Source organism: Clostridium sp. UBA5712, from assembly GCF_002419845.1.
Classification (GTDB): Bacteria; Bacillota; Clostridia; order Clostridiales; family Clostridiaceae; genus Clostridium_J; species Clostridium_J sulfidigenes.
Genome location: NZ_DIGW01000007.1, coordinates 59119 through 85054, shown reverse-complemented (window position 1 = coordinate 85054; position 25936 = coordinate 59119). Strand labels below are relative to the sequence as shown.

The 25936-nt window shown below is 29.6% G+C and carries 23 protein-coding genes and 1 other annotated feature; of the genes, 3 read left to right on the top strand and 20 right to left on the bottom strand.

The window, feature by feature from the left end:
- Positions 1-127: 127 nt before the first annotated feature.
- From B3B03_RS02805 to B3B03_RS02765, 9 genes are all read right to left on the bottom strand, one after another.
- Complete coding sequence (locus B3B03_RS02805) at positions 128-379, bottom strand: IreB family regulatory phosphoprotein (protein ID WP_035133250.1); 252 nt, start codon at positions 377-379, stop codon at positions 128-130.
- Positions 380-441: 62 nt separating this feature from the next.
- The gene (alaS, locus tag B3B03_RS02800; protein ID WP_346876444.1) at positions 442-3087 is read right to left on the bottom strand and encodes an alanine--tRNA ligase; all 2646 of its coding nucleotides are present in this window, start codon (positions 3085-3087) and stop codon (positions 442-444) included.
- Between the two features lie 83 nt (positions 3088-3170).
- Positions 3171-3340: a binding site (T-box leader), on the bottom strand.
- Between the two features lie 195 nt (positions 3341-3535).
- Positions 3536-4570: an AI-2E family transporter gene (locus tag B3B03_RS02795; protein ID WP_346848305.1), complete on the bottom strand. Its 1035-nt coding sequence runs from the start codon at positions 4568-4570 to the stop codon at positions 3536-3538.
- Positions 4557-5075, bottom strand: a complete 519-nt coding sequence (locus B3B03_RS02790; protein WP_035133245.1) for a PRC-barrel domain-containing protein — start codon at positions 5073-5075, stop codon at positions 4557-4559. The genes B3B03_RS02795 and B3B03_RS02790 overlap by 14 nt, the downstream gene beginning before the upstream one ends.
- 104 nt (positions 5076-5179) lie before the next feature.
- Positions 5180-5584: a Fe-S cluster assembly scaffold protein NifU gene (nifU, locus tag B3B03_RS02785; protein WP_346848304.1), complete on the bottom strand. Its 405-nt coding sequence runs from the start codon at positions 5582-5584 to the stop codon at positions 5180-5182.
- 140 nt (positions 5585-5724) lie between these two features.
- On the bottom strand, positions 5725-6804 hold the full coding sequence (gene mnmA / locus B3B03_RS02780; protein ID WP_346876443.1) for a tRNA 2-thiouridine(34) synthase MnmA: 1080 nt from the start codon (positions 6802-6804) through the stop codon (positions 5725-5727).
- A gap of 13 nt (positions 6805-6817) precedes the next feature.
- A complete protein-coding gene (gene nifU, locus B3B03_RS02775) occupies positions 6818-7246 on the bottom strand; it encodes a Fe-S cluster assembly scaffold protein NifU (RefSeq protein WP_035133240.1) in 429 nt (142 codons plus the stop codon).
- Between the two features lie 2 nt (positions 7247-7248).
- Positions 7249-8457, bottom strand: coding sequence for a cysteine desulfurase NifS (gene nifS / locus B3B03_RS02770; RefSeq protein ID WP_346876442.1), 1209 nt, complete (start codon positions 8455-8457; stop codon positions 7249-7251).
- A complete protein-coding gene (locus B3B03_RS02765) occupies positions 8450-8890 on the bottom strand; it encodes an Rrf2 family transcriptional regulator (RefSeq protein ID WP_346876441.1) in 441 nt (146 codons plus the stop codon). Before B3B03_RS02765 ends, nifS begins: the two co-directional genes overlap by 8 nt.
- 148 nt (positions 8891-9038) lie before the next feature.
- Here B3B03_RS02765 and B3B03_RS02760 point away from each other — a divergent pair, with 148 nt between their 5' ends.
- Complete coding sequence (locus B3B03_RS02760) at positions 9039-10382, top strand: aminotransferase class V-fold PLP-dependent enzyme (protein WP_346876440.1); 1344 nt, start codon at positions 9039-9041, stop codon at positions 10380-10382.
- 189 nt (positions 10383-10571) lie between these two features.
- On the opposite strand, the gene trpB is transcribed toward B3B03_RS02760, so the two are convergent.
- A complete protein-coding gene (gene trpB / locus B3B03_RS02755) occupies positions 10572-11738 on the bottom strand; it encodes a tryptophan synthase subunit beta (RefSeq protein WP_346876439.1) in 1167 nt (388 codons plus the stop codon).
- 676 nt (positions 11739-12414) lie between these two features.
- Here trpB and B3B03_RS02750 point away from each other — a divergent pair.
- On the top strand, positions 12415-12798 hold the full coding sequence (locus B3B03_RS02750; RefSeq protein ID WP_346848299.1) for a DUF5658 family protein: 384 nt from the start codon (positions 12415-12417) through the stop codon (positions 12796-12798).
- Between the two features lie 30 nt (positions 12799-12828).
- On the opposite strand, the gene B3B03_RS02745 is transcribed toward B3B03_RS02750, so the two are convergent.
- The 7 genes from B3B03_RS02745 to nadA all read right to left on the bottom strand — a co-directional run bounded on the left by B3B03_RS02745 (position 12829) and on the right by nadA (position 19767).
- Entirely contained in the window at positions 12829-13392 is a 564-nt protein-coding gene (locus tag B3B03_RS02745) for an NUDIX hydrolase (protein WP_346876438.1), read from the bottom strand.
- Positions 13393-13491: 99 nt separating this feature from the next.
- Positions 13492-13965 carry a peptide-methionine (S)-S-oxide reductase MsrA gene (gene msrA / locus B3B03_RS02740; protein ID WP_346848297.1) on the bottom strand — a complete coding sequence of 158 codons (474 nt, stop codon included), beginning with the start codon at positions 13963-13965 and terminating at the stop codon, positions 13492-13494.
- Positions 13966-14013: 48 nt separating this feature from the next.
- Positions 14014-15819, bottom strand: coding sequence for an FUSC family protein (locus tag B3B03_RS02735; RefSeq protein ID WP_346876437.1), 1806 nt, complete (start codon positions 15817-15819; stop codon positions 14014-14016).
- A 107-nt stretch (positions 15820-15926) separates the two neighbouring features.
- Positions 15927-16604 (bottom strand): pseudouridine synthase, encoded by a 678-nt coding sequence (locus B3B03_RS02730; protein WP_346848295.1) that lies wholly within the window; start codon positions 16602-16604, stop codon positions 15927-15929.
- A 113-nt stretch (positions 16605-16717) separates the two neighbouring features.
- Positions 16718-17557: a carboxylating nicotinate-nucleotide diphosphorylase gene (gene nadC, locus B3B03_RS02725; protein ID WP_346876436.1), complete on the bottom strand. Its 840-nt coding sequence runs from the start codon at positions 17555-17557 to the stop codon at positions 16718-16720.
- Positions 17535-18857: an L-aspartate oxidase gene (locus B3B03_RS02720; RefSeq protein WP_346848294.1), complete on the bottom strand. Its 1323-nt coding sequence runs from the start codon at positions 18855-18857 to the stop codon at positions 17535-17537. Before B3B03_RS02720 ends, nadC begins: the two co-directional genes overlap by 23 nt.
- A 1-nt stretch (position 18858) precedes the next feature.
- Positions 18859-19767 (bottom strand): quinolinate synthase NadA, encoded by a 909-nt coding sequence (gene nadA, locus B3B03_RS02715; protein ID WP_346876435.1) that lies wholly within the window; start codon positions 19765-19767, stop codon positions 18859-18861.
- A 244-nt stretch (positions 19768-20011) separates the two neighbouring features.
- Between nadA and B3B03_RS02710 the strand changes: the two genes are divergently transcribed.
- On the top strand, positions 20012-20803 hold the full coding sequence (locus B3B03_RS02710; protein WP_346876434.1) for a lipid II flippase Amj family protein: 792 nt from the start codon (positions 20012-20014) through the stop codon (positions 20801-20803).
- A gap of 72 nt (positions 20804-20875) precedes the next feature.
- On the opposite strand, the gene B3B03_RS02705 is transcribed toward B3B03_RS02710, so the two are convergent.
- The 3 genes from B3B03_RS02705 to B3B03_RS02695 form a co-directional block, all read right to left on the bottom strand.
- Positions 20876-21769, bottom strand: coding sequence for a class I SAM-dependent methyltransferase (locus B3B03_RS02705; protein ID WP_346876433.1), 894 nt, complete (start codon positions 21767-21769; stop codon positions 20876-20878).
- Between the two features lie 233 nt (positions 21770-22002).
- On the bottom strand, positions 22003-23988 hold the full coding sequence (locus B3B03_RS02700; protein ID WP_346848290.1) for an ABC transporter permease: 1986 nt from the start codon (positions 23986-23988) through the stop codon (positions 22003-22005).
- Complete coding sequence (locus B3B03_RS02695) at positions 23978-24748, bottom strand: ABC transporter ATP-binding protein (RefSeq protein ID WP_346848289.1); 771 nt, start codon at positions 24746-24748, stop codon at positions 23978-23980. Before B3B03_RS02695 ends, B3B03_RS02700 begins: the two co-directional genes overlap by 11 nt.
- Positions 24749-25936: the final 1188 nt, after the last annotated feature.

The following is a 25936-nucleotide window of genomic DNA, read 5'->3' as shown; positions in this document are numbered from 1 at the left end:
ATTAACACTAATGGATAAAATCAATTTATTATTCCAACACTATATACATCTTTAATGGACTGTATTACACTTTTACCTATTACATATTATGTGTAATTTTAAAATAAAAATGCCTTAAAAGGCATTTTTATTTTATATCTAGATAAGATTTTAAAACTTCTTCTAATATCTCGTCTCTCTCTAGTTTACTTACTAATGCTCTTGCGCCATTATAGTTGGTTATATAAGTTGGGTCGCCAGATATAAGATAGCCTACTAACTGGTTAACTGGATTATAGCCCTTCTCAATTAGAGCATCATATACATCAGTTAGTATAACTTTTGTCATATCTTTCTTATCTTTCATTACATCAAACTGAACTGTATGTTGTTTATCCATTATATCACCTTCTCAACCTTACTTTATTTTCTATTATACCATCATTGGATGCAAAAAGTATACTATTTTACTAAAGTTTCTACTATTTGACTTACCTTTGAAATTGCTTCATCTAGTTTTTCTGGTTTCTTTCCACCTGCTTGTGCCATGTCAGGTCTTCCACCACCACCACCGCCAGTGATGATAGCTACCTCTTTAATAATCTTTCCAGCATGAGCACCCTTTGCAACTGCTTCCTTACTAGCCATTACAACAAATTGAACCTTTCCAGCAACTCTACTCCCAAGAACTACAACTGCATCTGAAACCTTATTCCTAAGTTTATCACATAGATTTCTAAGTGCATCTCCTTCAATATCATCTAGCGCAGCTGCAATTACATTGATTCCTTTAATATTTTCAGCTTTATTAATTATTTCATCTTCAATACCACTAGCTAATTTTTCCTTTAATCCTTGTATTTCTTTTTCTTTTTCTTTTAAAGTAGTAAGTAATCCATTTAACTTATTTAATAAATCTTTTTCTCCACACTTTAAAGTTGCCGATATTTCTTTTAATAACTCCTCTTTTTCATTTACATAGCTTTCAGATTTAATACCTGTAACAGCTTCAATTCTTCTGATTCCTGCTGCTACTCCACTCTCATTTAGAATCTTAAACAGCCCTATTTCGCCAGAATTCTTAACATGAATTCCACCGCATAGTTCCTTGCTATATTCACCTACAGATACAACTCTAACATCCTCTTTATATTTATCATCGAATAAAGCCACAGCTCCCTTTTCTTTAGCTTCATCTATAGTCATAATCTCCGTGTTTACATCATAAGCTTTAAGAATTTCACTGTTTAAACTTTCTTCTACTTCTTTAAGTTGTTCTGAAGTCATAGCTGAGAAATGGGTAAAGTCAAATCTTAATCTATCCCCATCTACATAAGATCCAGCTTGATTTACATGGTCTCCTAAGACTTCTTTTAAAGCTTCATGAAGCATATGAGTAGCAGTATGATTTTTGCATATATTACTTCTCACAGTGGAATCTACTAACAGTTCAACAATTTCATCTATCTTAAGTTCTCCTTTAATAGCTTCTACAAAGTGAAGTATATGACCTCTGGTACTTTTTTTACAATCAAAAACTTTTCCTTGGAATTTATCCGTGTGTATAGTTCCAATGTCTCCTACTTGCCCCCCCATTTCTGCATAAAATGGAGTTTTTTCAGTAACAACTACAAATCTTTCCCCTTCTCCTACTTTGCTTACAAACTCATTATCTTTTATCATAGATAAAACTTTACCTTTACTACTTATAGTTCCATAGCCTAAAAACTCAGTAGTTATTTCCATTGGAATATTGTTTAAAGCACCTTCATCATTTCCCATGTAGTTTGATGTACCTCTTGCAGCTCTTGCTGTATTCCTTTGATTTTCCATTTCTTTATGGAAAGCATCAAAATCAATTTTCATTCCCTTTTCAACTAAAATTTCTTCGGTGAGTTCAACTGGGAATCCAAAAGTATCATAAAGTTTAAATGCTTTTTCTCCACTTAATACATTTATCTTTTCAGTATTCATTTCATCGATATAGGATTTTAATATATCCATACCTTGGTCTATGGTTTCTGCAAATCTTTCTTCTTCTAAGCTAATGACTTTCTTAATATAGTCTTTTTTCTCTTCTAATTCTTCATAAGCTCCCTTTGAACTATCAATAACTACGTTACAAAGTTCATTTAGAAATGTACCTGTGATTCCTAAAATTCTTCCATGTCTTGCAGCTCTTCTAAGAAGTCTTCTTAATACATATCCTCTACCTTCGTTAGATGGTAATATTCCATCTCCAATCATAAAGGTAATACTTCTTACATGGTCAGTTATTATTCTTATAGACACATCTAAATCTTTATTTTCGCCATAGGTTTTTCCAGCTTTTTTACAAACTGCACTTAAAACATCCTTAATTGTATCTACTTCAAAGATATTATCTACACCTTGCATTATAGTAGATATTCTCTCAAGTCCCATTCCTGTATCTATATTAGGATTTGCTAATCTCTCATATCCACCCTTACCATCTCCGTCAAACTGTGTGAAAACTAAATTCCAAAATTCAATTACTCTATCTTCATCACCAGCTTTAATAAATTCTTCAGTAGTTTCTATTTGCGGAAGATCTGATTTTCTATCATAGTGAATTTCTGTACATGGACCACATGGACCAGCACCATGTTCCCAGAAGTTATCTTCTTTACCTAATCTAAAGATCCTACTTGACTCTATATCAGTTTTCTTAGTCCAAATATCAAAAGCCTCATCATCTTCAAGATATATAGTTACATATAGTTTATCCTTAGATATTTTTAAAACCTCTGTTATATACTCCCAAGCCCATACTATAATTTCTTCTTTGAAATAATCTCCAAAAGAAAAATTTCCTAACATCTCAAAAAAAGTACCATGCCTTGAGGTTTTTCCTACATTCTCAATATCACCAGTTCTTATACACTTTTGACAAGTTGTTACTCTTTTACTTGGTGGCGTCTGAATACCAGTAAAATATGGCTTTAATGGAGCCATCCCCGCATTTATTAGTAAAAGACTCTTATCATTCTTAGGTACTAAAGAAAAGCTATTAAGTCTTAAATGCTCTTTACTTTCAAAGAACTTTAAAAAGCTTTCTCTTATTTCATTTAAACCCATATTATTCATATTACATTCCTCCTAATTATTTCTAATAACAATGACTTTTATTCAATTTTTCTAAAATAAAATAAAAAAAACTTCCATCCCTGAAAAGGGACGAAAGTTTTCCGCGTTACCACCCTAATTATACTAGATTAACTAGTATCTCTTAATTAATTATAGCTCCAAGACAGCTTCAATATGTTTCACTGAAAGTTTTCACCTACCACTTTCTCTCTGAAAGTTTCCCATATCTACTAATTCTTATCATAACTTCATATTCAATTGGAACTCGACTCACTACTTTCGCTTAGTAAGTGATTCACATCAAATCATAGATTTGAGTTCTCTATTTAATTGAAACTCGACTCACTGCCTTCGTTGAGTAAGTGAGTCACACCAAATCATAGATTCTGGTTCTCTACTTATATGATAAATTATATTTAGCATTTCAGCAATTGTCAATAATTCTAAACTAAAATAAATAATAATCTATTTCTCCTACAACTATTTTAATCATTACCCATACTGGAATTACAATAATCATCCCTAAAATTCCACCTATACTTCCACCTATTATAAGTAGTAATAATATGGTTACTGGATGAGAATCTACAGTTTCACCTAAAATTTTAGGGCATATAATATCTCCTTCTAGCTGTTGAATTACAAACAACCAAAATATAACAATAACAGCTTTCTTAGTAGATGTTAAAAGTGCTATTAAAATTATTGGAATAGCTCCTATAACCGGACCAAAATATGGTATTATATTAAACACTGCATTTACTAAAGATAATATTAAAGCATATTTTATACCACTTACCTTTAGTGCTATAAAGGTCAATATACCAATTATTCCACACAATTCAAACTGAGTTATTATATATCTTTCCATTACCTTATCCATGTGATTTAAAGCTCTTCTAATGGCATATTTATTGCTAAAAGGCATATACTTCATGATTCCTTTTGAAATACTATCTCCGTCGCTTAAAAAGAAATACACTAAAGTTGGTATTATAAATAGCAATAACAAATTTTCAGCTATAGATACAATTTTTGATAAAAAATTCGATATAATTACCATAAGAGCGTCTTTGAATCTTTCATAGGAATTATATAATACTTCCTTAACGAAAGGACTATCAGTAACATATTTAATATCTCCAGTAATTCTTTCATAATAACCTTTCATCTCACCTATTACTTCAGCAAAATTGGAGCTTTCATTATATATCCATGGAACTAAAATAGAAAATATTATAACTACAAATAATATAATAGATAGAATTACTATTAAAGCACTTAACTTTCTATTAAGTCCCCTTTCCATAAAGAACTTATGAAAAGGTCTAATACTATATGAAATTATAAAGGATATTATCACTACTCCTAAAACCTCAGTAAAAATAGGAAACTTCCACAATAAAAATATTATTATACCTATAATTAATAGAGCTATTGCTAACCTACCTAAGTTACTCCAATTCCAATCAATCTTTTTCATAATATACATCCTTATTAGTAGCTTTTTTCTTTCCTACATTAGGCATACATTCCAAAGCTATATTAGTGTTTTCAGCTGTATATAATATATAATCGTCTCCTAGTATCAAGTATGGTTTTAATAAAATACTTCTACTTTTAAACATGCTGAATATATTATAATCTTTTACTGCAAGTCCTTTTATTTTAAAGTCATCATCACCGAATATAACCTCACTTACTAAACCTAATATATTAGAACATTTATCTATAACATGCATATTCAGAATACTTGAAAATTCTAAGTACTTATCCTTAACTATATTGTTAATTACTAGCTGAGACTTATAATATACTATATTCTCTTTTAGTACGTTAAACTCCTTACCCAATAATCTATATGGGCTAATTTTAAATCCTATCACTTCCCCCTTATTAAAATCAACTAATAAATCCTTTATATATCCTATCTTTTTTCCTTGGATATTCATTACATCCATATAGATGTAATCTCTACTTTTAGCCATAAAATAAACTCCCTTCATAGGAAATGATATTTCTATCCTTGCCTATTTAAAGAGAGTTTATACTAATATTAATGTGGACTAAGTTATATAACCAAAAACATCATCTATTCATTGTTATACTTATCCTTCCACTTTTCAAGTCCATGAGATTCTCTATAGTTATTAATAGCCTTGTGTATAGTTTGTTCTGCAAGTACGGAGCAATGAATTTTAGAAGATGGTAATCCATCTAAAGCTTCTATAACAGATTCATTAGTAAGATTCCAGGCTTCTTCTAGAGTCTTTCCAATAATAAGTTCTGTGGCAATACTGGATGATGCAATAGCAGATCCACAACCAAAGGTCATAAATTTAGCATTTTTAATCACATTATCTTCTATAATTAAATATATCTTCATTACATCTCCACACCTTACATCTCCACATTCACCTATGCCATCAGCATCAGGTAAAGTACCTACATTTCTTGGTGAATAAAAATGCTCTAGAACTTTATCACTGTAATCCATAAAAATCCCTCCTAGAATGACTTCAAGGATTGTCTTAAAGATTGCTAAACTTATATCAATAAATCTAGCTGATTCTCTTTAAGACAACCCTAAAATATCATTCAATCTTTTTATTGTACTTTAAAATTATATTTAATTTACTATTTTATAACTCTTTCAATAATTCCTCCACCAACAACAAGGTCCCCTTGATAACAAACTACAGACTGACCCTTAGTTATAGCCCGTTGAGGGGTTTCAAAGTCTAACTTAATATGATTTCCATCTAATTGAGTTAGTTTTGCAAGAGCCGGTTTAGCTGAATATCTTACCTTAGCCTCAACCATAATCTCTCCTTCTATTTTATCCATAGGAATTAAATTTATGTTTTTAGCAATAAGCGTAGTATTAAAGATTTCTGATTCTTCGCCTAAAACTACTTCATTTCTTTCTGGGATTATGTTAGTTACAAATACAGGTTTTCCAAGAGCAATTCCAAGACCTTTTCTCTGACCTATAGTATAATATACTATGCCCTTATGCTTACCTAAAATTTTTCCAGTACTATCTACAAAATTTCCTGGTACAACTTCTCTTCCACTAAATCTAGAAAGATAATTACCATGATTGTTATCAGGTATAAAGCAAATTTCTTGAGAATCTTTCTTTCTAAATACTTCCAAACCTATTTTTTCAGCGATAGCCCTGATTTCTGTTTTAGAATAAGCTCCACAAGGCATCAAAGTATGTGCCAATTGATCTTGTGTTAGCGTATATAGCGCGTAGGTTTGGTCTTTTCTATCATCTTCTGAACGCTTTAATCTATATCTTCCATCTTTGAAATCTATAGTAGCATAATGCCCAGTAGCAATATAATCAGCGCCTAGCCCTTGAACTTTTCTTAAAAATTCTTCAAACTTAATTTTTCTATTACATTCTATACAAGGATTTGGGGTTCTCCCACTAAAATACTCCTCTATAAAATTGTCTACTACATGCTCTTTAAAAGGAGCTTTAAAATTCATAACATAGAAGGGTATATCTAAAACATCGGCTACTCGTCTTGCATCATTAACTGCTGAAAGAGAACAACAACCACCTTCATTTTCTGCATATTCAGGATTATCTGGAGATAACTTCATCATTATTCCAGTGACATCATATCCTTGTTCTTTTAAAAGATATGCTGCTACAGAACTGTCAACGCCTCCACTCATCCCTATTACAACTTTTTTCTTCATCTAAGTATCACACCTATTCTCCATGAACTTGATCATGTATATCATCATGTTCTTCGTAATCCCAAGGCTGTAATCCTTGTTTCTCTCTGTAATCATTTATAGCTTTATGAATAGCTTCTTCTGCAAGAACTGAGCAATGCATTTTAACTGGTGGAAGTCCATCTAAAGCTTCTGCTACAGCTACATTTGTAAGTGTCCATGCTTCATCTAAGGTTTTTCCTTTTATTAACTCTGTAGCCATACTAGAAGATGCTATGGCAGATCCACATCCAAAAGTCTTAAACTTACAATCTACGATTTTCTCATCTTCAACTTTTAAATAAACCCTCATTATATCTCCACATTTAGCATTTCCAACTTCTCCAATACCGCTAGCATTTTCTATTTCTCCAACGTTTCTTGGGTTTGTAAAATGATCCATTACTTTTTCACTATATATCATAATTATTTGTCCTCCTTGTTAAAAAAGCTTTTAATTTTTCCATTTAAGAAACTGTCATATAATGGTGACATATCTCTAAGCCTTTGCACTATTGCAGGTACAGTTTCTATTACGTAATCTACTTCTTCTTCAGTTGTTTTAGCACCCATTGTAAGTCTTAACGAACCATGGGCAACTTCATGAGGAAGTCCTATAGACAATAATACGTGAGATGGATCTAAAGATCCAGATGTGCAAGCACTTCCACTTGATGCACATATTCCTTTAGCATCAAGCATTAAAAGTACTGACTCTCCTTCTATAAATTCAAAACTAATATTTACGTTCCCTGGCAGTCTTTTATCTCCTACTGAACCATTAAGTTTAGAATATGGGATCTCTAGTAATCCCTTTATAAGCTTATCTCTTAAATAAGTTAATCTTTCTTTTTCTTCAGTTAAATTTTCCATAGCTAGCTCTATAGCCTTTCCTAATCCAACTATTCCAGCTACGTTCTCTGTTCCAGCTCTTCTATTTCTTTCTTGCGCTCCACCATGAACCAAGTTGTGAATTTTTATACCTTTTCTTAGGTATAAAACTCCAACACCTTTAGGACCATAAATTTTATGTCCTGATAGCGATAGTGCATCTATATCCATATTTTTAACATCCATCTCTATATGACCTATAGCTTGAACTGCATCTGTATGGAAGAAAACTTTTCTTTCTTTACATATAGCGCCTATTTCTTTAATAGGTTGTACAGTTCCAATTTCATTGTTAGCAGTCATTATAGTCACTAATATAGTGCTTGACTTTATAGCATTTTTTAGTTCTTCTAATCTAATAAGCCCTTCTTCATCCACATCCAAATAAGTTACTTCAAATCCTTGTTTTTCAAGATATTCACAAGTGTGAAGTACAGCGTGATGCTCTATTTTAGTAGTTATAATATGATTTCCTTTATTTTTGTTGGCAAGTGCTATTCCCTTAATCGCCCAGTTATCTGCTTCTGATCCACCACCAGTGAAATATATTTCTGCTGGATCCGCATTAATAGCTTTTGCTATTCTATTTCTTGCTTTATCTATAGCTTTTTTAGTTTCCCTTGAAATCGAATATATAGATGATGGGTTACCATAAAACTCCGTAAAGTAAGGTATCATATCCTCTAATACTTCTGGTTTTGTGTATGTTGTTGCCGCATAATCCATATAAACTGTTTTATTCATTTAGGTTCACTCCTTTAATTTTCAATATGTTAAAATAATCGTCTACAATATCCTGTAAAGTTATTGCCATTGTTACAGAATCAATACTATCCTTAATTTTTTTCCATACTATTCTGGTTGCACAACAATCAATATTATTGCATCCATCACTATCTAAGCAGGTTGAAATTTCGATAGGTCCTTCTAGCACCTCTAATACTTGGTATACTGTAATTTCTTTTGGATCCTTGGCTAGAATGTATCCTCCATTGGCTCCTCTTATACTCTTTATTAGCTCTGCTTTTCTTAACACAGAAAATAACTGTTCAAGATAATATTCCGAAATATTTTGTCTACTTGAAATACTCTTAATAGATATAGGGCTTTTTCCGTAGTTAATAGCTAGGTCAACCATAGCTTTAACCCCGTATCTTCCCTTAGTTGATAACTTCATAAAAATCATTCCTTAATGTTGAGTACTTTACTATGGTTTAATAATATCAAATCAGAGTATTTATGTCAACTATTCTTTTAATATCTGCACCAATAAAATATATCTTTAATATTATATAATAACAACTATTTAATTAAGGAGGTAAAAAATGAGTAACTTTAGGGATAATCCATATCGAGAATTAGTTTATGGAGTAGATATTAAAGTACCATTGATAGATAAATCATATTGCATAGGTATCAATTTCGATAATGCAGCTACAACGCCTCCATTAAAATCTGTAATTGATGAAGTAATAAACTTTTCTCCTTATTACTCCTCAATACATCGAGGAGATGGATATAAATCTCAATTATCCACCTATATGTATGAAACTTCAAGGGAAATTGTGAAATTTTTCATTAATGATTATAGTGATATGATGGATGTTATATATGTAAAAAACTGTACTGAAGCTATAAATAAGCTAGCTGGTATATTAGCTAGTCAAGATAAGGAGTCAATTATTCTATCCACTTCTATGGAGCATCATTCTAATGATTTACCATGGAGAAAAAATTTTGAAGTGAAATATGTAGAAGTAGATGATGAAGGTTATTTAGATATGGATGATTTTAAGTCTAAACTAGAACTATATAATGGAAGAATTTCTTTAGTTGCAATAACCGGAGCTTCAAATGTTACTGGCATTAAAAATCCTATATATACCATAGCAAATTTAGCTCATAGTTATGGGGCTAAAATTTTAGTAGACGGAGCTCAACTGATTCCTCACAGTAAATTTTCTATAGGCCTTCAACTCCCTTTAGGACCTATTGACTTTGTTGCTTTTTCAGCACATAAGATGTATGCACCCTTTGGTTGTGGTGTATTAATTGGACCTAAAGATTTTTTTAATGAGTATGAACCTGACCATACCGGTGGAGGAACCATTAAATTCGTATCTCATGATAAAGTAATATGGACTGCTTCCCCTGATAAGGAAGAATCTGGATCTCCAAACCTTATTGGTTCAATAACTTTAGGTGCTGCTATAAATGAGCTTTCAAAAATTGGAATGTCTAATATTGATGAATATGAAAAATATTTAACTGTATATACTACAAAACATCTTCAATCTATACATTCAGTAAAAATATATAGCAATTATTCCGATTTTCAAAATAAAGTTAGTATTATTCCATTTAATATAGAAGGAATACACCATACTATAGTGGCCAAAATACTATCCTATGAATTTGGCATTGCTGTAAGAAGTGGATGTTTCTGCGCTCATCCATATCTACAAAGGCTTTTAAAAATTCCTAAATCAATGATAGAAGAAATGACTCTTGCATCTAAGGATATTCAGCCTGGTATGGTTAGAATTAGTTTTGGTATTTACAATACAATAGATGAAATTGATAAATTCTTATATGCCATAAAGAAAATTGTAGATAATAAGGGGTATTACACAAAAAAATATACCTCAATGAGAGGTAGCTTTATATAATTTATTAATGTTTTTGAAAATCAAAGACTCCTCAAACCAGCATGAATAAAACAACTATTTAAATAGTTTTATATTTACCTAGTTTCCTATATAAATATTTATATAGGAAACTAGGTAAAGTATTAATACTTTAAATAAAGGATTTTCAATTTAAATCAGATAATTAAACTTATAACAGTTAAAATCATACTAATTAAGAAGTTTATTTATAGCAGACACATCTTTATCCCCTCGACCTGAAAGATTTACTACTATGACTTCATTTTCCTGTAGGTTTTTTGCTAATTTAATAGTATAGGCAATGGCATGAGCACTTTCAATTGCAGGTATTATTCCCTCTAACTTTGATAAAAGCATAAAAGCTTTTATAGCTTCATCATCTGTAATATATTTATAGTTTACTCTACCAATCTCACTTAAAAATGCATGTTCAGGTCCAACTCCTGGATAGTCAAGCCCAGGGGAAATAGAATAAGCTTCCTTAACATCTCCACTATCACCCTTTAATACAAGGGTATTCATACCGTGAATGATAGCCTCTTTTCCTTTTGTTATTGTAGCTGCATGCATTTCTGTTTCTACTCCAAAGCCTGCTGCCTCTACTCCAATAAGATTAACATCTTTATCTTCTAGGAAAGCTGTAAAAATTCCAATGGCATTACTTCCTCCTCCAACACATGCAACTACATAATTGGGAAGTTTATTTTCCTTTTCCAATATTTGTTTTCTAGCCTCTTCACCAATTATTTTCTGAAATTCCTTAACAATCTTTGGATAAGGATGAGGTCCCACAGCGGAACCAAGGACATAAAAAGTATCTGAAATATTATTTACCCATTTTTCTAAAGCTTCATTCACTGCATCGTTTAATGTTTTAGTACCACTAGTTGCTGGAGTAACTTTTGCTCCTAATATTTTCATTCTAAATACATTGAGCTCTTGTCTTTTTATATCTTCCTCTCCCATTACAATTTCACATTCCATTCCAAATTTTGCAGCTAAAGTTGCTGTAGCTACTCCATGCTGACCAGCTCCCGTTTCTGCAATTACTTTATTTTTTCCCATTCTTTTAGCCAATAGAATTTGTCCTAAAACATTATTTATTTTATGTGCTCCTGTATGATTTAAATCTTCTCTTTTCAAATATACCTTAGGACCTCCACAAAATTTTGTTAGGTTCTCAGCAAAATATAAGGGTGTTTCTCTGCCGCTATAATCCTTTAAATAGTAATTATACTCCCTCATAAACTCCTTATCTTCAATAGCTTTTTCAAAAGCTTCTTCTAACTCATTTAAAGCTTTTTTCACCTCATTTGAAACAAATGCTCCACCATACTTACCAAAATATCCTTTCATGATAAAATCTCCTTCTCTCCAAAATTATTTCTATAATTTTTATTAAATATATTAAGTTTTGCTTTTAATTCTTCGCACTTTCACTTCATACATACCACCACCTAAAACATTTCAAATACTTCCATACAACAATAAAAAGATAAAAAAAACTCCGTCCTATAAAAATAGGACGGAGATACTTCCGTGGTGCCACCTAAATTGCTATTGATAAATACACTAATACAAATTTATCAATATGCCTCTTAATTTCAAGTACTTACATACTCTATCTACTGTAACGTGTAGCCTACGATATCAGGTATTCTCACTAATAATTTCCCCTTATTTCTCAAAGGTCCATTCATCTAATTCCTTCATGCTAGGATTCCACCATCCCCAACTCTCTTTATCAAAGCTAAATTAAACTACTCTTCCTTATCATCAAATTAAATTATATTTATTTTTACCATTGTATGTTTTTACTATTATATATTTTATAAAGTGGATATGTCAACACTATATTTAAAAGATTCTGTTGAAAATTACAGTGATAAAATATACAAACTATGTTGATACACCTTTACATTATCGCATAGAACTATTTATTCTACGATATAAGTTGTAACTCACATAAACTTTTAATATAATAGCATATTTTAACATAATATGGATATATTTCTTTGTGAGGTGTTATTTTATGAATTTTATTAAATTTACAACTAAATCAGAAGTTACAACTTCAAAGCCTATAAGAAAAAAATTACTCTTTATTCTTTTTTTTAATATTAGTGATTTGCTTTTTACTTGGCTTTTTGTGGGTAAGTACAGTGGTATATTTTACGAGGCTAATGCTATTGCAAAAGTCATTATGACTAATTTTCCTCTATGTTTCTTTTTAAAAATATCTATAGTATTATTAGTTATCCTTTACTGGAACTATAGGCTTAAAGGCGCAACCTTAAAAGGGCTTTTCATTTCAAATATCACTGCTAATTTAGTGCTTATAATGTATATATTAATCAATGTTCTTCACCTATTTAATCTATTAGTTTTATTATATACAAAAGGATTACTATCTTAAATGCACTTATAACTAATTATCCATTTTTCATTACCATCCTCTACTTTTTATTTTATCATTAAATTTTTCATATAATTTTATCATATTAGGCTCATTACTATGTTTGTGAATTTCATCAATAGGAAGCCATTTAACACCACTATTTTCATCTTCTTTAATTTTAACTTTTTCCTCTTCATCAGCTTCTAGCAAATATGCAAGAGATAAATGAAGATGGGCTGAGACGTATTTACCTCTTTTAAAATGTCCAATAACCTCTAATATATCTAGAGATAATATCTCTGGAGTAATAGCTCTTATATTTTCTAATCCAGTTTCTTCCTTTGCTTCCTTTATTGCTACATGAAGTAAATCTTCATCCCCATCAGCATGTCCACCTGTCCAACACCAAGTTCTATAAATATTATGATGAACCATTAAAACTTTAGTTCTATTTTTATTTACAATATATCCTGAACTGGTTACATGAATTAATGGATTTTCTCTAGTTAACAAATTATTAAATTTACTTATACTTAATAAAGCTACATTTTTATCCTGTTCCTCTTCCTCATTATGTGGAATATAATTTTTTATATCTTCAATCCATCCCATGATTAACTCTCCTTTATAACACGCTATGATTTTAATTTATATATTTAATAGTAACATAAAGGTTCAACACAGTGTAGAAATACTGCATTGAACCTATTATTAATCTAATTTTATATGGCAATATCCATTAGGATTTTTCTTTAAATACTTTTGATGATATTCTTCTGCTCTATAATAATTTTCTAAAGTTTTTACTTCTGTAACTATTTTCTTTATATAGTTTTTCTGTACTTTTTCTATATTTCTTCGAATTATTTCTTCATCTAATTTATCAACATAATAAACTCCAGTTCTATATTGACTTCCTCTATCATTTCCCTGTCTATTCAGTGCGGTTGGGTCTATTATTCCCCAAAATTTATTTAGTATTTCCTCTAAGGAAATTATACTTTCATCATAATCTATCACACATACTTCTGCAAAATATGTATTACCATAGCATACATCTTCGTAGGTAGGATTTGTTGTTCTACCATTGGCATATCCTACTTCTGTATTTGTTACACCGTGAATTCTAGAAAAAAATTCTTCTACACCCCAAAAACATCCTCCTGCTAATACAATTCTTTTCATCTTGTTAACTCCTTTATATTTTTCTTTAATCTATATTTTACATTACCATTACATATGCCGTATATTATTATTAAAGTCTTCATATAGATTCAATATTGATTCTATATTTTCCTTCTTAACATTTTCATTTTTCCCATATAATATTAACACCTTATATCCTACCTGTATCACATATTTATTATTAATAGCTATAAATTTATTAATCTCATCATCATTGTATTGAAGATTTCTCATATATAGTTTTTGACATAAAAGCGTAGAATGGATAATCAAATCCCTTATTTCATGAATCTGCTTATTACTTTGTAAAAATTCCATACTATCTTCTATAAGCTTTTTATTCAACCTAGCAATTTTATCTATAAGTTGTTCTACTCCATCCTTTAGTCTATATTGGAAAACAACTCTATTCACTATAACCACTACAACTACCCCTATAATCACGTATACTATTCTATATAAAATCAATACATTTATATTTTCTGTTAAAGAGGCTATACATATAGATGCCATAGCTGCAAATAGTGATATTTTATAGTATTCCTTAAAGGCGTAGATAAGATAAAGAGATATAATTAAAATTCCCAAGGTAATTATTTGAGAACCTGCCACATTAATAAGTATACCTGTAAATAGAATTCCTAATATATTCCCTATAACTCTGTCTTTAGCCTTTTTAATGGTATCTTCATAATAAGGTTGCATAATAGACATTATTGTTATTGCTGCCCATATTATTTTATAAAATCCTAAAACCCCTCCTATTAGTAATGCTATAGTAAGAGTTATTGCCATTCTAATAGCAAATTTAAACCTTATAGTGTTGGGTCTGAAATATTCTTTAAAGGTTACTCTAGTTTTATCTATGTCAGCTCTAGCCCACTCTTTATATACCTTATTAGAACCTCTTTTTTCCATGGAGTTCAATTCCTTAATACTACCAAGAAGATTTTCTAGTATTAGGGATATCTCTAAATGATATTCTTCACCTTTACTCCACTCTTTTATAAAGTTATCAGTAGATTCTTTTATAGTTTGAAACTCTATATTATCTTTGCATAACTCTATTATAGCTTCTACTATTTCTTTTAATTTTTCTACATATTCCTTGGAAATACTTAAATTTTTAATACCTCCATACAGTTGAATTATATATAAATTAAAGTATTCTACATTGATAAATATTTGAAATTGAACCTTTCCTAAATTAGTTGTCAAATATCTTCTATGCCTTGTTACATATACTTTATAAGCAATATCTCTCATCATTTTAGAACATTTATCTTCTATGGTATGATCATACTCTTCCTTTAAGATATTTTTAAATTGATTATATATTAAAATAAAAGCCTCTTCCATACTTTTTCCTAAAATGGATCTTTCATTTACTCTATTTATATAACTTGCCCCTACTACTATTAAAACTCCAAATATTACAGATAAAATCCTAAAAGGAAGTTCTCCTAATGATATCTGTGCATATTGAGTAAATACATATAGCATTATAAAGGGTTTGTAAAAAGTTAAATCATAGGGCGATACGATAGTATACATTATAAGAAAAATAGCAAAAAAGTTTATAGGTATCCCCCAAAATATATTCATAGATGAAAAATATGCTGTTAAAACAATAACTAAATCAATAAGGATTATTTTAATTGCTTTGTTATAGGTCTTAACCTGAAAATTTTGCCTTCCCATAACTGTTGAAGTAAGGGCTATTGGAAAAGCAATCATTATATTCTTTATTCCAAATAATATACCTACTCCAAATAGAGTTATTACAGCTACAGATCCATGCTTTATCATAGAATATGTATTTATATTGAATTTCTTTACTAGTTTATTGTACATGACACTAACATCCTTATTATAGATATTTATTTACTTATTATTAGCTAATTTAATTTAGGTATTCTATATAATATTCTAGTATTTATCTACTTGTTATATATCATGCTCTATTTCATTAAGTCTATAACCTCTTCCTCAGTAAGATACCTCCACATACCTTCTTCTATTCCTTCTATATTTATAGAACAAATTCTTATTCTTTTTAAATCTACCACATTATATCCTAATGCCTTACTCATTCTCCTAATTTGTCTATTTAGTCCTTGAGTTAATATAATTTTAAATGTACATTCATCTACTTTTATGATGCTACAAGGTCTAGTTTTTTCTCCTAGTATATATACTCCTGCAGACATATTCATAAGAAAATTATCATCTATAGGTTTATCTGCTTTTACTTCATATTCCTTTTCGTGGTAATTATCTGAATTTAATATTTTGTTTGCTAGTTCACCATCATTAGTCATGAGAATTAATCCATGAGATTCTTTATCTAATCTTCCTACTGGAAATATATATTCTTCATAGTTTATAAAATCAATGATGTTATTTTCCACATCACTAGCTGCAGTGCATGTAACTCCCATGGGCTTATTAAAAGCTATGTAAATTTTCTTTTTAGCTATGATAGGCTTATCATCAATTAAAATTTCATCCTCTAGTTCTACCCACTGCCCAGGAATAGACAGTTCTCCATTTACTTTTACTCTTCCTTCTTCTATAAGCCTATTAGTATCTTTTCTTGAGCAAATTCCAAGATTACTAAATAATTTATTAATCCTCATATGTTGTCCTTTCCTTTGTCATACTAATATTTATTAAATAAACCAAATAAAAAAATATGATTACTATATATTTAGTATAGCAATCATATTTAAACAATTATATCATTTTATATTTATATTTTTCTAAAGTTTTTTAATGAAATATCAAAGGCTTTTACAGAATGGGTTAATTCTCCAGAGGAAATATAATCTACTCCTGTTTTGCCGTAGTCTGTAACAGTATCTAAGGTGATATTTCCTGAGCACTCTGTTAATGCTCTTCCATTAATTAATTTAACCATATCCCTTGCTAAGTCTGGACTCATATTATCAAGCATAATTATATCCGCTCCTGCTTCTAGAGCCTCTAAAACCTGCTCTTTAGTTTCAGTTTCAACTTCTATTTTTCTTACAAAAGAAGAATTCTTTTTAGCAAGCTCAATGGCTTCTTTTATACCACCTGCATATCCAATATGATTATCTTTAATTAGTATTCCATCAGATAAGGAAAATCTATGATTTACTCCTCCACCAATTTTAACTGCATATTTTTCAAGAGCTCTTAAATTAGGTGTAGTTTTTCTAGTATCTAGTATTTTTGTATTAAGTCTCTCTAGCTTCTTTACATATTTGTTAGTTAAAGTAGCAATACCACTCATTCTTTGAAGTAAATTGAGGGCTATTCTTTCTCCTACTAATATATTGCCGGCGTTTCCTGTTACTTTACCGATAACCATAGTATTCTTAACTAAGTCTCCATCTTTAACAAACACATCGACTTCAACTTCTCCTAAGATTTCAAATACCCTTTTAAAAATATCCAATCCACAAATTATCCCATCCTCTTTAGTTATTAAATCAACCTCAGCTCTTTCTAGAGGTGAAACTATAGCTGATACAGTTACATCCCCATAGGGACTATCTTCTTTTAAAGCCCTCTTAATAATATCATCAACAATTAAAAAGTTTAACATATTCACCATTTACCTTTCCCTTCAAATAACTAATAAACTTATACTTATATTCTTCATTTGCATTTTTAACATCACTTATAGCCTTAAGATTAATTCTTTCAACTAATTCTCCACTTAGTTTATCATCACATTCATCTACAAGTAAATTAATATGCTGTGCTGCCTTTCTACTGAAAACTAAGCCCTCTAATAAAGAATTGCTAGCTAGTCTATTGCTACCATGTACCCCGGTACAACTAACTTCTCCTATAGCATATAAATCTTTCATAGATGTTTTTGAATTCAAATCAACCTGAATTCCTCCCATACAATAATGATGAGCTGGAGCAATTGGTAATAAATCCTTCTCCATCCTATAACCACGTTTTAAACATTGCTCATAAATATATGGGAATCTATTTATTAAAAACTCCTTAGATTTATTAGTCATATCTAAAAAAACATAGGGTGTTTGTGGAGTCTTACATATTTCCTTTAAAATCTCTCTTGAAACTATATCTCTAGGTAGTAAAGGGTTTACAAATTTCTCTCCCAATGCATTTCTTATTACTCCCCCTTCTCCTCTAAGAGATTCTGATAGTAATAACTTTCGTCCCCTTACTTCTTCTTCATATAATGCAGTGGGATGAAGTTGAAGATAGGATATATCCTTCATAAGAATATTATGCTTTAATGCAATGCTAAGTCCATCACCTGTGATAGTTTCGATATTTGTTGTAGAATTAAAAATCCCCCCAATGCCACCAGTAGCTAATACTGTTGCCTTAGCATTTATATTTATAATCTCATTTGAGTGTTCTATAATTCCGCCTATACATCTATTTTTATATTGAATTATATCTAGTAATGTAGTGTCTTCCAATATAGTTATATTTTCTTTACTAGAAACATAATTTATTAGTTTTTCAATTACTTCCTTACCTGTTTCATCTTTAGAATGCACTATTCTAAACTTACTATGACCACCTTCTCTAGTATAGTTTAATTCATCAATATCCTTATCAAAATCTACTCCTAACCTCAATAATCTATTAATATTATCAGTAGAATTTTCAACTATCTGGGTAACAGCCTCCAATTTATTTTTATAATTGCCAGCTTTTAAAGTATCCTCTATAAAAGCTTCCTTGTCTCCAATATCCCTTAGGGTTGAAATGCCACCTTGAGCTAAATAACTGTTGCAATCTCTTAGCTTATTTTTAGTTATTATTAAAACTCTAAGATTATCCTTCAAATTACAAGCAGTGTAAAGTCCTGCAATACCTGTCCCTATAATTAATACATCATATTTTTTATTCATTTTACTTATTAGATAGAAGATGCATATTTTCTAAAGATTTATGAGCTTTCAATCTTAGCTCCTCTTCAATATGCACTTCAAACTCCTCATTAATTAAGCAATTATATAAATCTTTCATTGATATTTTTTTCATATTGGGACAAATCATTCCGTTGTCAATAGGGATAAAGGTTTTATTGGGACTTTTTTCTTTCATCTGATAAAGAACGCCTTCCTCTGTTACTACTATAAATCCATTAGTTCCATCTTGAACACTATAATCTATAAGTTCAGAAGTACTTCCTATAAAATCTCCCAAATCTCTTACTTTTTTAGAGCACTCTGGATGAACTAGCACCTTAAAATTTGGATATCTATTCTTTAAAGTTAAAACCTCTTCCTCTTCAACTCTCTCATGAACTGGACAAAACCCATCATAAAGTATAAACTTCTTGTTCTGTATATTTTCTTGCAAATAACTACCTAGATTTCTATCTGGAAGGAATATTATTTCTTCTTCCTCTATGTTATTTAAAATTGCCTTAGCAGAGGATGATGTAACACAAACGTCAGATAATGCTTTAATATCTCCATTTGAATTTATATATGTTACTACCTTTGCTTTAGGATTTCTTAATTTCATAGCTTTTAATTTATCTACTGTAGCCATATCTGCCATTGGACATGTAGTATCATTTACTGGAATTAATATTCTTTTATTAGGTGATAATATTTTTGCACTCTCAGCCATAAATTTTACTCCACAAAATACTATTATATCTTTAGAACTTTCCATAGCTTTCTTGCTTAAAAAATATGAGTCTCCTACTATGTCTGCAACTTCCTGTATTTCTGCTTTTTCATAAAGATGAGCTAAAACTAAAGCATTCTTCTCTTTTTTTAACTTTAATATGTCTTCTTTTAAACCCAAATTTTACACACCTCCGTCACGTAACTATACATCTGTATATACATTTAGTATAGCACCATCTTGGAGCTTGTCAATAATATGTGAAGTTATATTAGAAAATATTTATATGAATTTTCCTCTCCTTAGTGCTTCTTATAATAATTGAATAACCTAGTTTTATTTATGAATATGTTATATACTATTAATACATTTCTAATTGTTGTAAAAATATAGATATATTTGAAAATGGAACGGAGGAATAACTTTGAGTACTCAAATTATAATTGTTTTAGTTTTGAATTTTATAATTGCCATAATAGGAACATTAGCTTACTCTGTAAGACTTGTAGGTGTTAGAACAGGTAAAATAGCAATAACCTTTGCTGTATTTAATATATTATCTTTAGTATCAAGAACAGCCTTAACTTTTCAAGCTCCTTTACTAACAAAGTTTGTTGAGAATAGTACAGGTGAAAGTGATGTGTTAAACCTTTTTAAGTTAATTATAATAGTTTCTGGTATAGCTACCCTAGTAGGCGCATTTTTAATTCCTACTTTTCAAAGATTATTTTATAAAGGTGTTATCCGATTTTCTATTGATAAATCTATACCCAAACTAATTATGCACAGTTTTTCAAAGGCAGGTGTCCATTATATGAGGGACTGTATTTCAATTCCAGTGAAAGAAAGTGTAACTAAAATTAATTTTAAAAAGTTACCTTTAAAAATAATAATTTATAATATAATTGCAGTTGCAATATTAACTGTAGGAGCCTTAGCACCAATTTATGCCGGTACCATAGTTCCTGATTTAAGGGCAACTTGTATAACCCTATCCTCAGTAATAAATGGATTTGCTACAATCCTAATGTCTATTTTTATAGATCCACAACTATCCATTATGACCGATGATGTAATAGATGGTAATTGTCCTGAAGAAGATTTTCGTAGCTGTGTTATTGCCATGATAGGAAGTAAAACTATTGGAACCTTCGCTGCTCTTCCACTTCTTATTCCAGCCTCTTATATAATAGTATTTGTAGCTAAAATTCTTTAATTTCTCAATGTAAAAATAGCTAGACTTGTATGAATACAACCCTAGCTACTTTAGATTTTTAGAGAATTTATTTTATTTTTTTGTACCATAAGATATAAGGGTACATGGCATTTGAATAATATATGCACTATCTTTATTACTCATAACATATTCACTTATTTTTGACTCACCATCTACGAATATTTTAGCTTCCTGCTCACTTAAACCTCTATCTATAAGAGCGTTTATATAGCCTACCTTCTCATTCTCTGATAGCTGTTTATTCCAATTCCAAGCAGCAGTAATTGCATCAAATTGTTTAGCATGTTCTTCTTTATTACCATGGGGATTAATATATTTAACCCTATCATTCATTCGCACATCAACATTATGTAATCCTAACTCTTGCATAATTTCAGGAATTTTAACACCAACTCTATAATCTCTACCTCCATTTTCTAATTCCTTCTTATACATTTTTCGATGTAAATGTATAATTCCAAGTTCAGTGTAATCTAATCCACTAAAATATTGACCTGTCTTTTCTATTTCTAGGTCTGCTTCCATACAAACAACTAAACCACCACTTACAACTGATTGTATCATTTTATCAAGAATATTCTTTGTATTTGGAATATGTCTTAATACCGCTTGCGATATAGCTATATCATAATCTTCAGTTGGTATATACTCATTCAAGTCTGCCTTTATAAATTTTGTTATATAGCCTGAATTTGCAAAAATGTCTTTTGCATCATCTAAGAGAGTATCACTAATATCAATACCTGTATATGTACTTCCTTTAGGTAATATGGGCAATAATAGTAATCCAACATATCCAAAGCCACAACCAAAATCAATTATATTTACAGGTTTACTAATTTTCCAAACCTTCTCTACAAGGAATTCTATATAATCATTATTACACCATCCAGTACGTATAGCTTTTAAAAAATCCAACCTTCCATTCCAATATGACTCATTCATATTTTTCCCCTCCTTAATAGAATAAAGATAATATTCCCTGTTCTTTCTACTCAACAAGCTCCTCAAATTATTTCTTTTAAAAAAGATTTTCTATTACATATAATTGAATTTTATAGCTTATATGGTAACATATTCTATTATATATATCTATACATTAAAAAGAAACTACCTCAAATTCCATTTAATTTGAAGTAGTTTACTATACTAATATATTATAAAATTTAAACTTTTTATTAATTTCCTTTAATCATTTTTTTACTTCCAGAATAGGTGGCTAAGAAGTATCCACCATAAACTATTACTAATACCACCGATGCAACTATTATATGATCCACCATGCTTGCACCTCCAAATATAGCTACTATATCTGAAGCCAATTTTAATCCTACTATAGAGTGAACTATAGCTAAGGATAAGGGCATCATAAAGTAAATTGCTACTTGGGTTAATACAGAGTGATTTATCATCGATTCATCTACTCCAACCTTTCTTAGAAGATTGTATCTTTCTGTGTTATCTGCAGATTCTGATAACTGTTGAAGGGCTAGTACTGCTGCTGAAGTAATTAGGAATATGATTCCCATGTATATGGCAAGGTATGATGCTAAAGCTCCTAGCCCTGTAGACTGCTCCTTAATCTCTTCCTTAGTAATATATCTAGTATTTAAATCATCATTGCCACCATATTCTCTAATATTAACATCTAAAGCTTCTCTTATCTCACTACCATCCCCACTATAGTTTAAATTCAAATATCCCCTAGTGGGAGTTAGTCCCTCTACTATAGAATCCTCTACTAAAAATACACAAATATTTTGCTTCATCATAGAAGAATAAGTTACCGCCTCTAAAACATTACCATGATATGGTTTTAGTTTATTATCACCTATAGTAATTTCTTTTCCACTATCTACAGTTTCTTGTAAATTTTTAATCATATCGCTTATATCACCAAAGACCGCATATTCTCCAACCTTAAGTTTTACTTCTTCTCTATTTAACATTTTCATTATTTTATTAAAATCCGATACCTTCATAACACTAATTGGTAAATTCTTAAATACAGGATAATAGTTATTTCCATCTTCTAAGCCTTTTTCACTTAAAAAATCTCTATAGCTAACTCCACTATCATATTCCTTATAGCTTACATAGTTATTTTCATATTTTGATATATCTACATTATATTTTTTTAACACAGTGTCTATATCTTCTCCTTCATTGTCCCAAAAGCTCATATCGAATTGAGTTAAATCCTCAATTTCAGTATTCATAGCGGTACTAATTCCAAGTCCTCCTGAAAGAGTACATATAGCTACAAATAGCATCAAACATATAAAGGTCATAGATATAAAGGTAGTGTTAATTTTACTATTTATTTGTCTTAACACAAACATATTTAAATTTCTTAAATAAAACTTCTTACTACTTTGAACTACCTTGAGTAAGAATCCTGCAAGGGAAAAGAAAAATAGAAATGTTCCTACAGCTCCAAGTGCAATGGCTATTAATATATTTCTATCAAAACTAGATATTCCATTTTTAAGCACTATGTAATATCCACTTCCTATAGTTATTACACTAATTATAAATACAACTACAGAGGTCCATATGTTTTTTATTTTCATCTTTTCATTAAACTTAGCAGAAGTTAATAGATTTATTAGTTTTACTTTTCTTACAATAATTGAGTTAAAAATAAGAATTATAAGGTATATAACGCCGAAGCAAAGAATAGTTTTTATAAAGGCATCCATAGAAAATATAAATCTAAACCCTGTTAAATCCACTTTAAAAAGTTTTGCTGTAACTACAGATAGTCCTTGTGATAAAAATATTCCTAATATAAGACCTAATGCTAAAGAAATTACTCCTATCATCATAGTCTCTATAAATAATAAGGAGGATAATCTAGAGTTTTCCATACCTAAGGTCATATAAACTCCAAATTCCTTTTTTCTTCTTTTAATTAAGTAATTATTGGCATAGACTATCAGAAATCCTAATATAAAGGAAATAAATATTGATGCTACTCCCATAATTTCACTTATTAGGTGGAACATATTTTTATGCATTTCACTAACTTCCATTAAAATACTTTGAGCTTCAATGGAGTTAAAGGTGTAAAAAATACATACTCCAAATACTAGAGTTAAGAAATATATGGTATAATCCTTAAAACTTCTTTTTAAATTCCTAGCAGCTAATTTAAAATACATCTCTTTGGTCACCTCCAAGTAGAGTTACCACTTCAATTATCTTATTAAAGAATTCCTTCCTTGAATCCTTTCCTCTAATTAACTCATTAAATATTTTACCATCCTTTATAAACAGAATTCTACTAGCATAGCTAGCTGTAAAGGCGTCATGAGTTACCATCATAATAGTAGCTCCTAAATTAGTATTAAGCTCCTCCAAGCTTTCTAGTAACATCTTTGCTGATTTTGAATCTAAAGCACCTGTAGGCTCATCTGCAAGAACTAAAGATGGATTTGTAATTATAGCTCTAGCTGATGCTACTCTTTGTTTTTGACCACCTGACATTTCATAGGGATATTTATTTAAGACTTCCTCTATATTTAAACTCTTAGCAACCTCTTCAACTCTTCTATTAATCTCTTTGTGATTTACCTTTCCAATAGTTAGTGCTAATGCAATATTTTCATAGGCAGTTAAGGTATCTAAAAGATTAAAGTCTTGAAATATAAAACCTAAATTTTCTCGTCTAAATCTAGCTAATCCCTTAGAATTTATTGAAGTTACATCCTTTCCTTCAATATGAATATGACCACTAGTTACCTTATCTATGGTGGATATACAGTTTAACAAAGTTGTTTTTCCACTACCGGAAGCCCCCATTATTCCTATGAATTCTCCTTCTTCCACAGAGAAACTAATATTATTTATGGCCTGAGTTATATTACCATTACTTCCATAGTACTTTTCTATATTACTTACTTTTAATACTTCTTTATTCATTTGCTTTCCTCCTGTTCTCTATACCTATATATTACATGTATAGAAAATATCCATCCATAGAAAAACCTAACAGAAATCTTACGTTTTTGTAACTAAGCTTAATATTTTTAATAATATTAGATAATTCAAGGGAAATTAAGCTTTTTATAAAAATGAAAACTCAAATATTATAATAAAATTAAAAATTATTTTTGACGAATTTTTGACGTCATATAAAAAAGAGTAGATATATTCAGTTATATCCTACTCTTTTTTATTTTAAAACAAATTCTATAAAATATATAGATTTGTTATAAACTCTTCTTTACTTGACAATAATTAATTTGAGGTGATTTATAATGAAGAAAAAAAGAAAATTAAACGTAACTGTCACTACGCGACCAAATACATCTAGATTAGTAACAGAGTCGTTATTGAGGTTAGTAGATTCACGCAAAGAAGAACTTCTACACATTTTGAAAGGAAGATAAACTTAAGGAAATTGAGTAATGATTCTAAAAATCAAGAAAAGAATTTCATTATTATTATTTTTACATTTAATGTATATAATCAATATAAAGTGTCTATAATTTATTTGAGTTCACTCTTACATGTGTTTATACAAAAGAAAAATAAGGTAGAAAGTAATATTGCATTTCTTTCTACCTTTTAATAGTTAAATTTATACTTTGAAAAAATAGTAATGAATATGTTTAAATATTATAATTTTGTTTATAATTTAGATACATCTATCCTAAACCATATTCTGATATAAGTAAAAAAATAGGGGCATTAAGAGAAACCTTATTGCTCCTATTTTTTTATACTTATTTTTATATAACTAATTGTTGATATTATTACATTTAATGTATATAATAAAAGTTAACAGTCTGTATTTTCTTTAATTCAACCTCTACTTATATCCTATTCAGTAGAAAGAGAGCTACAGTATATATAAATATACCGTAGCTCTTTTTCTATATTGTATCTAATTGTATTATTAATCCTCTAATTAAGAGGAAGTTCTATACTACATATTATTAAACTCCCTAAAATGTTTCCTATATTAAATTTAACAGTTTTTGAATACTCATATTTACATTTGCTAATACTAACTTAGAATATAAATTAATAGTTGTTGGAATTCCTAACACCCTTAATTAATAGTTGTTCCCTTGTATATTATAATCCTACACTAACTTTTAAAAT

Bases quoted from the DNA above. Each gene is read 5' to 3' on its own strand.
- nifS (WP_346876442.1), bottom strand. From the start codon at position 8,457: ATGAATAAAACAGTTTATATGGATTATGCGGCAACAACATACACAAAA.
- B3B03_RS02695 (WP_346848289.1), bottom strand. From the start codon at position 24,748: ATGAATAAAGAAGTATTAAAAGTAAGTAATATAGAAAAGTACTATGGA.
- msrA (WP_346848297.1), bottom strand. From the start codon at position 13,965: ATGAAAAGAATTGTATTAGCAGGAGGATGTTTTTGGGGTGTAGAAGAA.
- B3B03_RS02720 (WP_346848294.1), bottom strand. From the start codon at position 18,857: ATGAATAAAAAATATGATGTATTAATTATAGGGACAGGTATTGCAGGA.
- B3B03_RS02750 (WP_346848299.1), top strand. From the start codon at position 12,415: ATGAATTTTATTAAATTTACAACTAAATCAGAAGTTACAACTTCAAAG.
- B3B03_RS02760 (WP_346876440.1), top strand. From the start codon at position 9,039: ATGAGTAACTTTAGGGATAATCCATATCGAGAATTAGTTTATGGAGTA.
- trpB (WP_346876439.1), bottom strand. From the start codon at position 11,738: ATGAAAGGATATTTTGGTAAGTATGGTGGAGCATTTGTTTCAAATGAG.
- B3B03_RS02735 (WP_346876437.1), bottom strand. From the start codon at position 15,819: ATGTACAATAAACTAGTAAAGAAATTCAATATAAATACATATTCTATG.
- B3B03_RS02805 (WP_035133250.1), bottom strand. From the start codon at position 379: ATGGATAAACAACATACAGTTCAGTTTGATGTAATGAAAGATAAGAAA.
- B3B03_RS02730 (WP_346848295.1), bottom strand. From the start codon at position 16,604: ATGAGGATTAATAAATTATTTAGTAATCTTGGAATTTGCTCAAGAAAA.
- B3B03_RS02795 (WP_346848305.1), bottom strand. From the start codon at position 4,570: ATGAAAAAGATTGATTGGAATTGGAGTAACTTAGGTAGGTTAGCAATA.
- mnmA (WP_346876443.1), bottom strand. From the start codon at position 6,804: ATGAAGAAAAAAGTTGTAATAGGGATGAGTGGAGGCGTTGACAGTTCT.
- nifU (WP_035133240.1), bottom strand. From the start codon at position 7,246: ATGATATATAGTGAAAAAGTAATGGATCATTTTACAAACCCAAGAAAC.
- B3B03_RS02705 (WP_346876433.1), bottom strand. From the start codon at position 21,769: ATGAATGAGTCATATTGGAATGGAAGGTTGGATTTTTTAAAAGCTATA.
- B3B03_RS02765 (WP_346876441.1), bottom strand. From the start codon at position 8,890: ATGAAGTTATCAACTAAGGGAAGATACGGGGTTAAAGCTATGGTTGAC.
- B3B03_RS02700 (WP_346848290.1), bottom strand. From the start codon at position 23,988: ATGTATTTTAAATTAGCTGCTAGGAATTTAAAAAGAAGTTTTAAGGAT.
- nadC (WP_346876436.1), bottom strand. From the start codon at position 17,557: ATGTTAAACTTTTTAATTGTTGATGATATTATTAAGAGGGCTTTAAAA.
- B3B03_RS02745 (WP_346876438.1), bottom strand. From the start codon at position 13,392: ATGGGATGGATTGAAGATATAAAAAATTATATTCCACATAATGAGGAA.
- nifU (WP_346848304.1), bottom strand. From the start codon at position 5,584: ATGGATTACAGTGATAAAGTTCTAGAGCATTTTTATTCACCAAGAAAT.
- B3B03_RS02790 (WP_035133245.1), bottom strand. From the start codon at position 5,075: ATGGCTAAAAGTAGAGATTACATCTATATGGATGTAATGAATATCCAA.
- alaS (WP_346876444.1), bottom strand. From the start codon at position 3,087: ATGAATAATATGGGTTTAAATGAAATAAGAGAAAGCTTTTTAAAGTTC.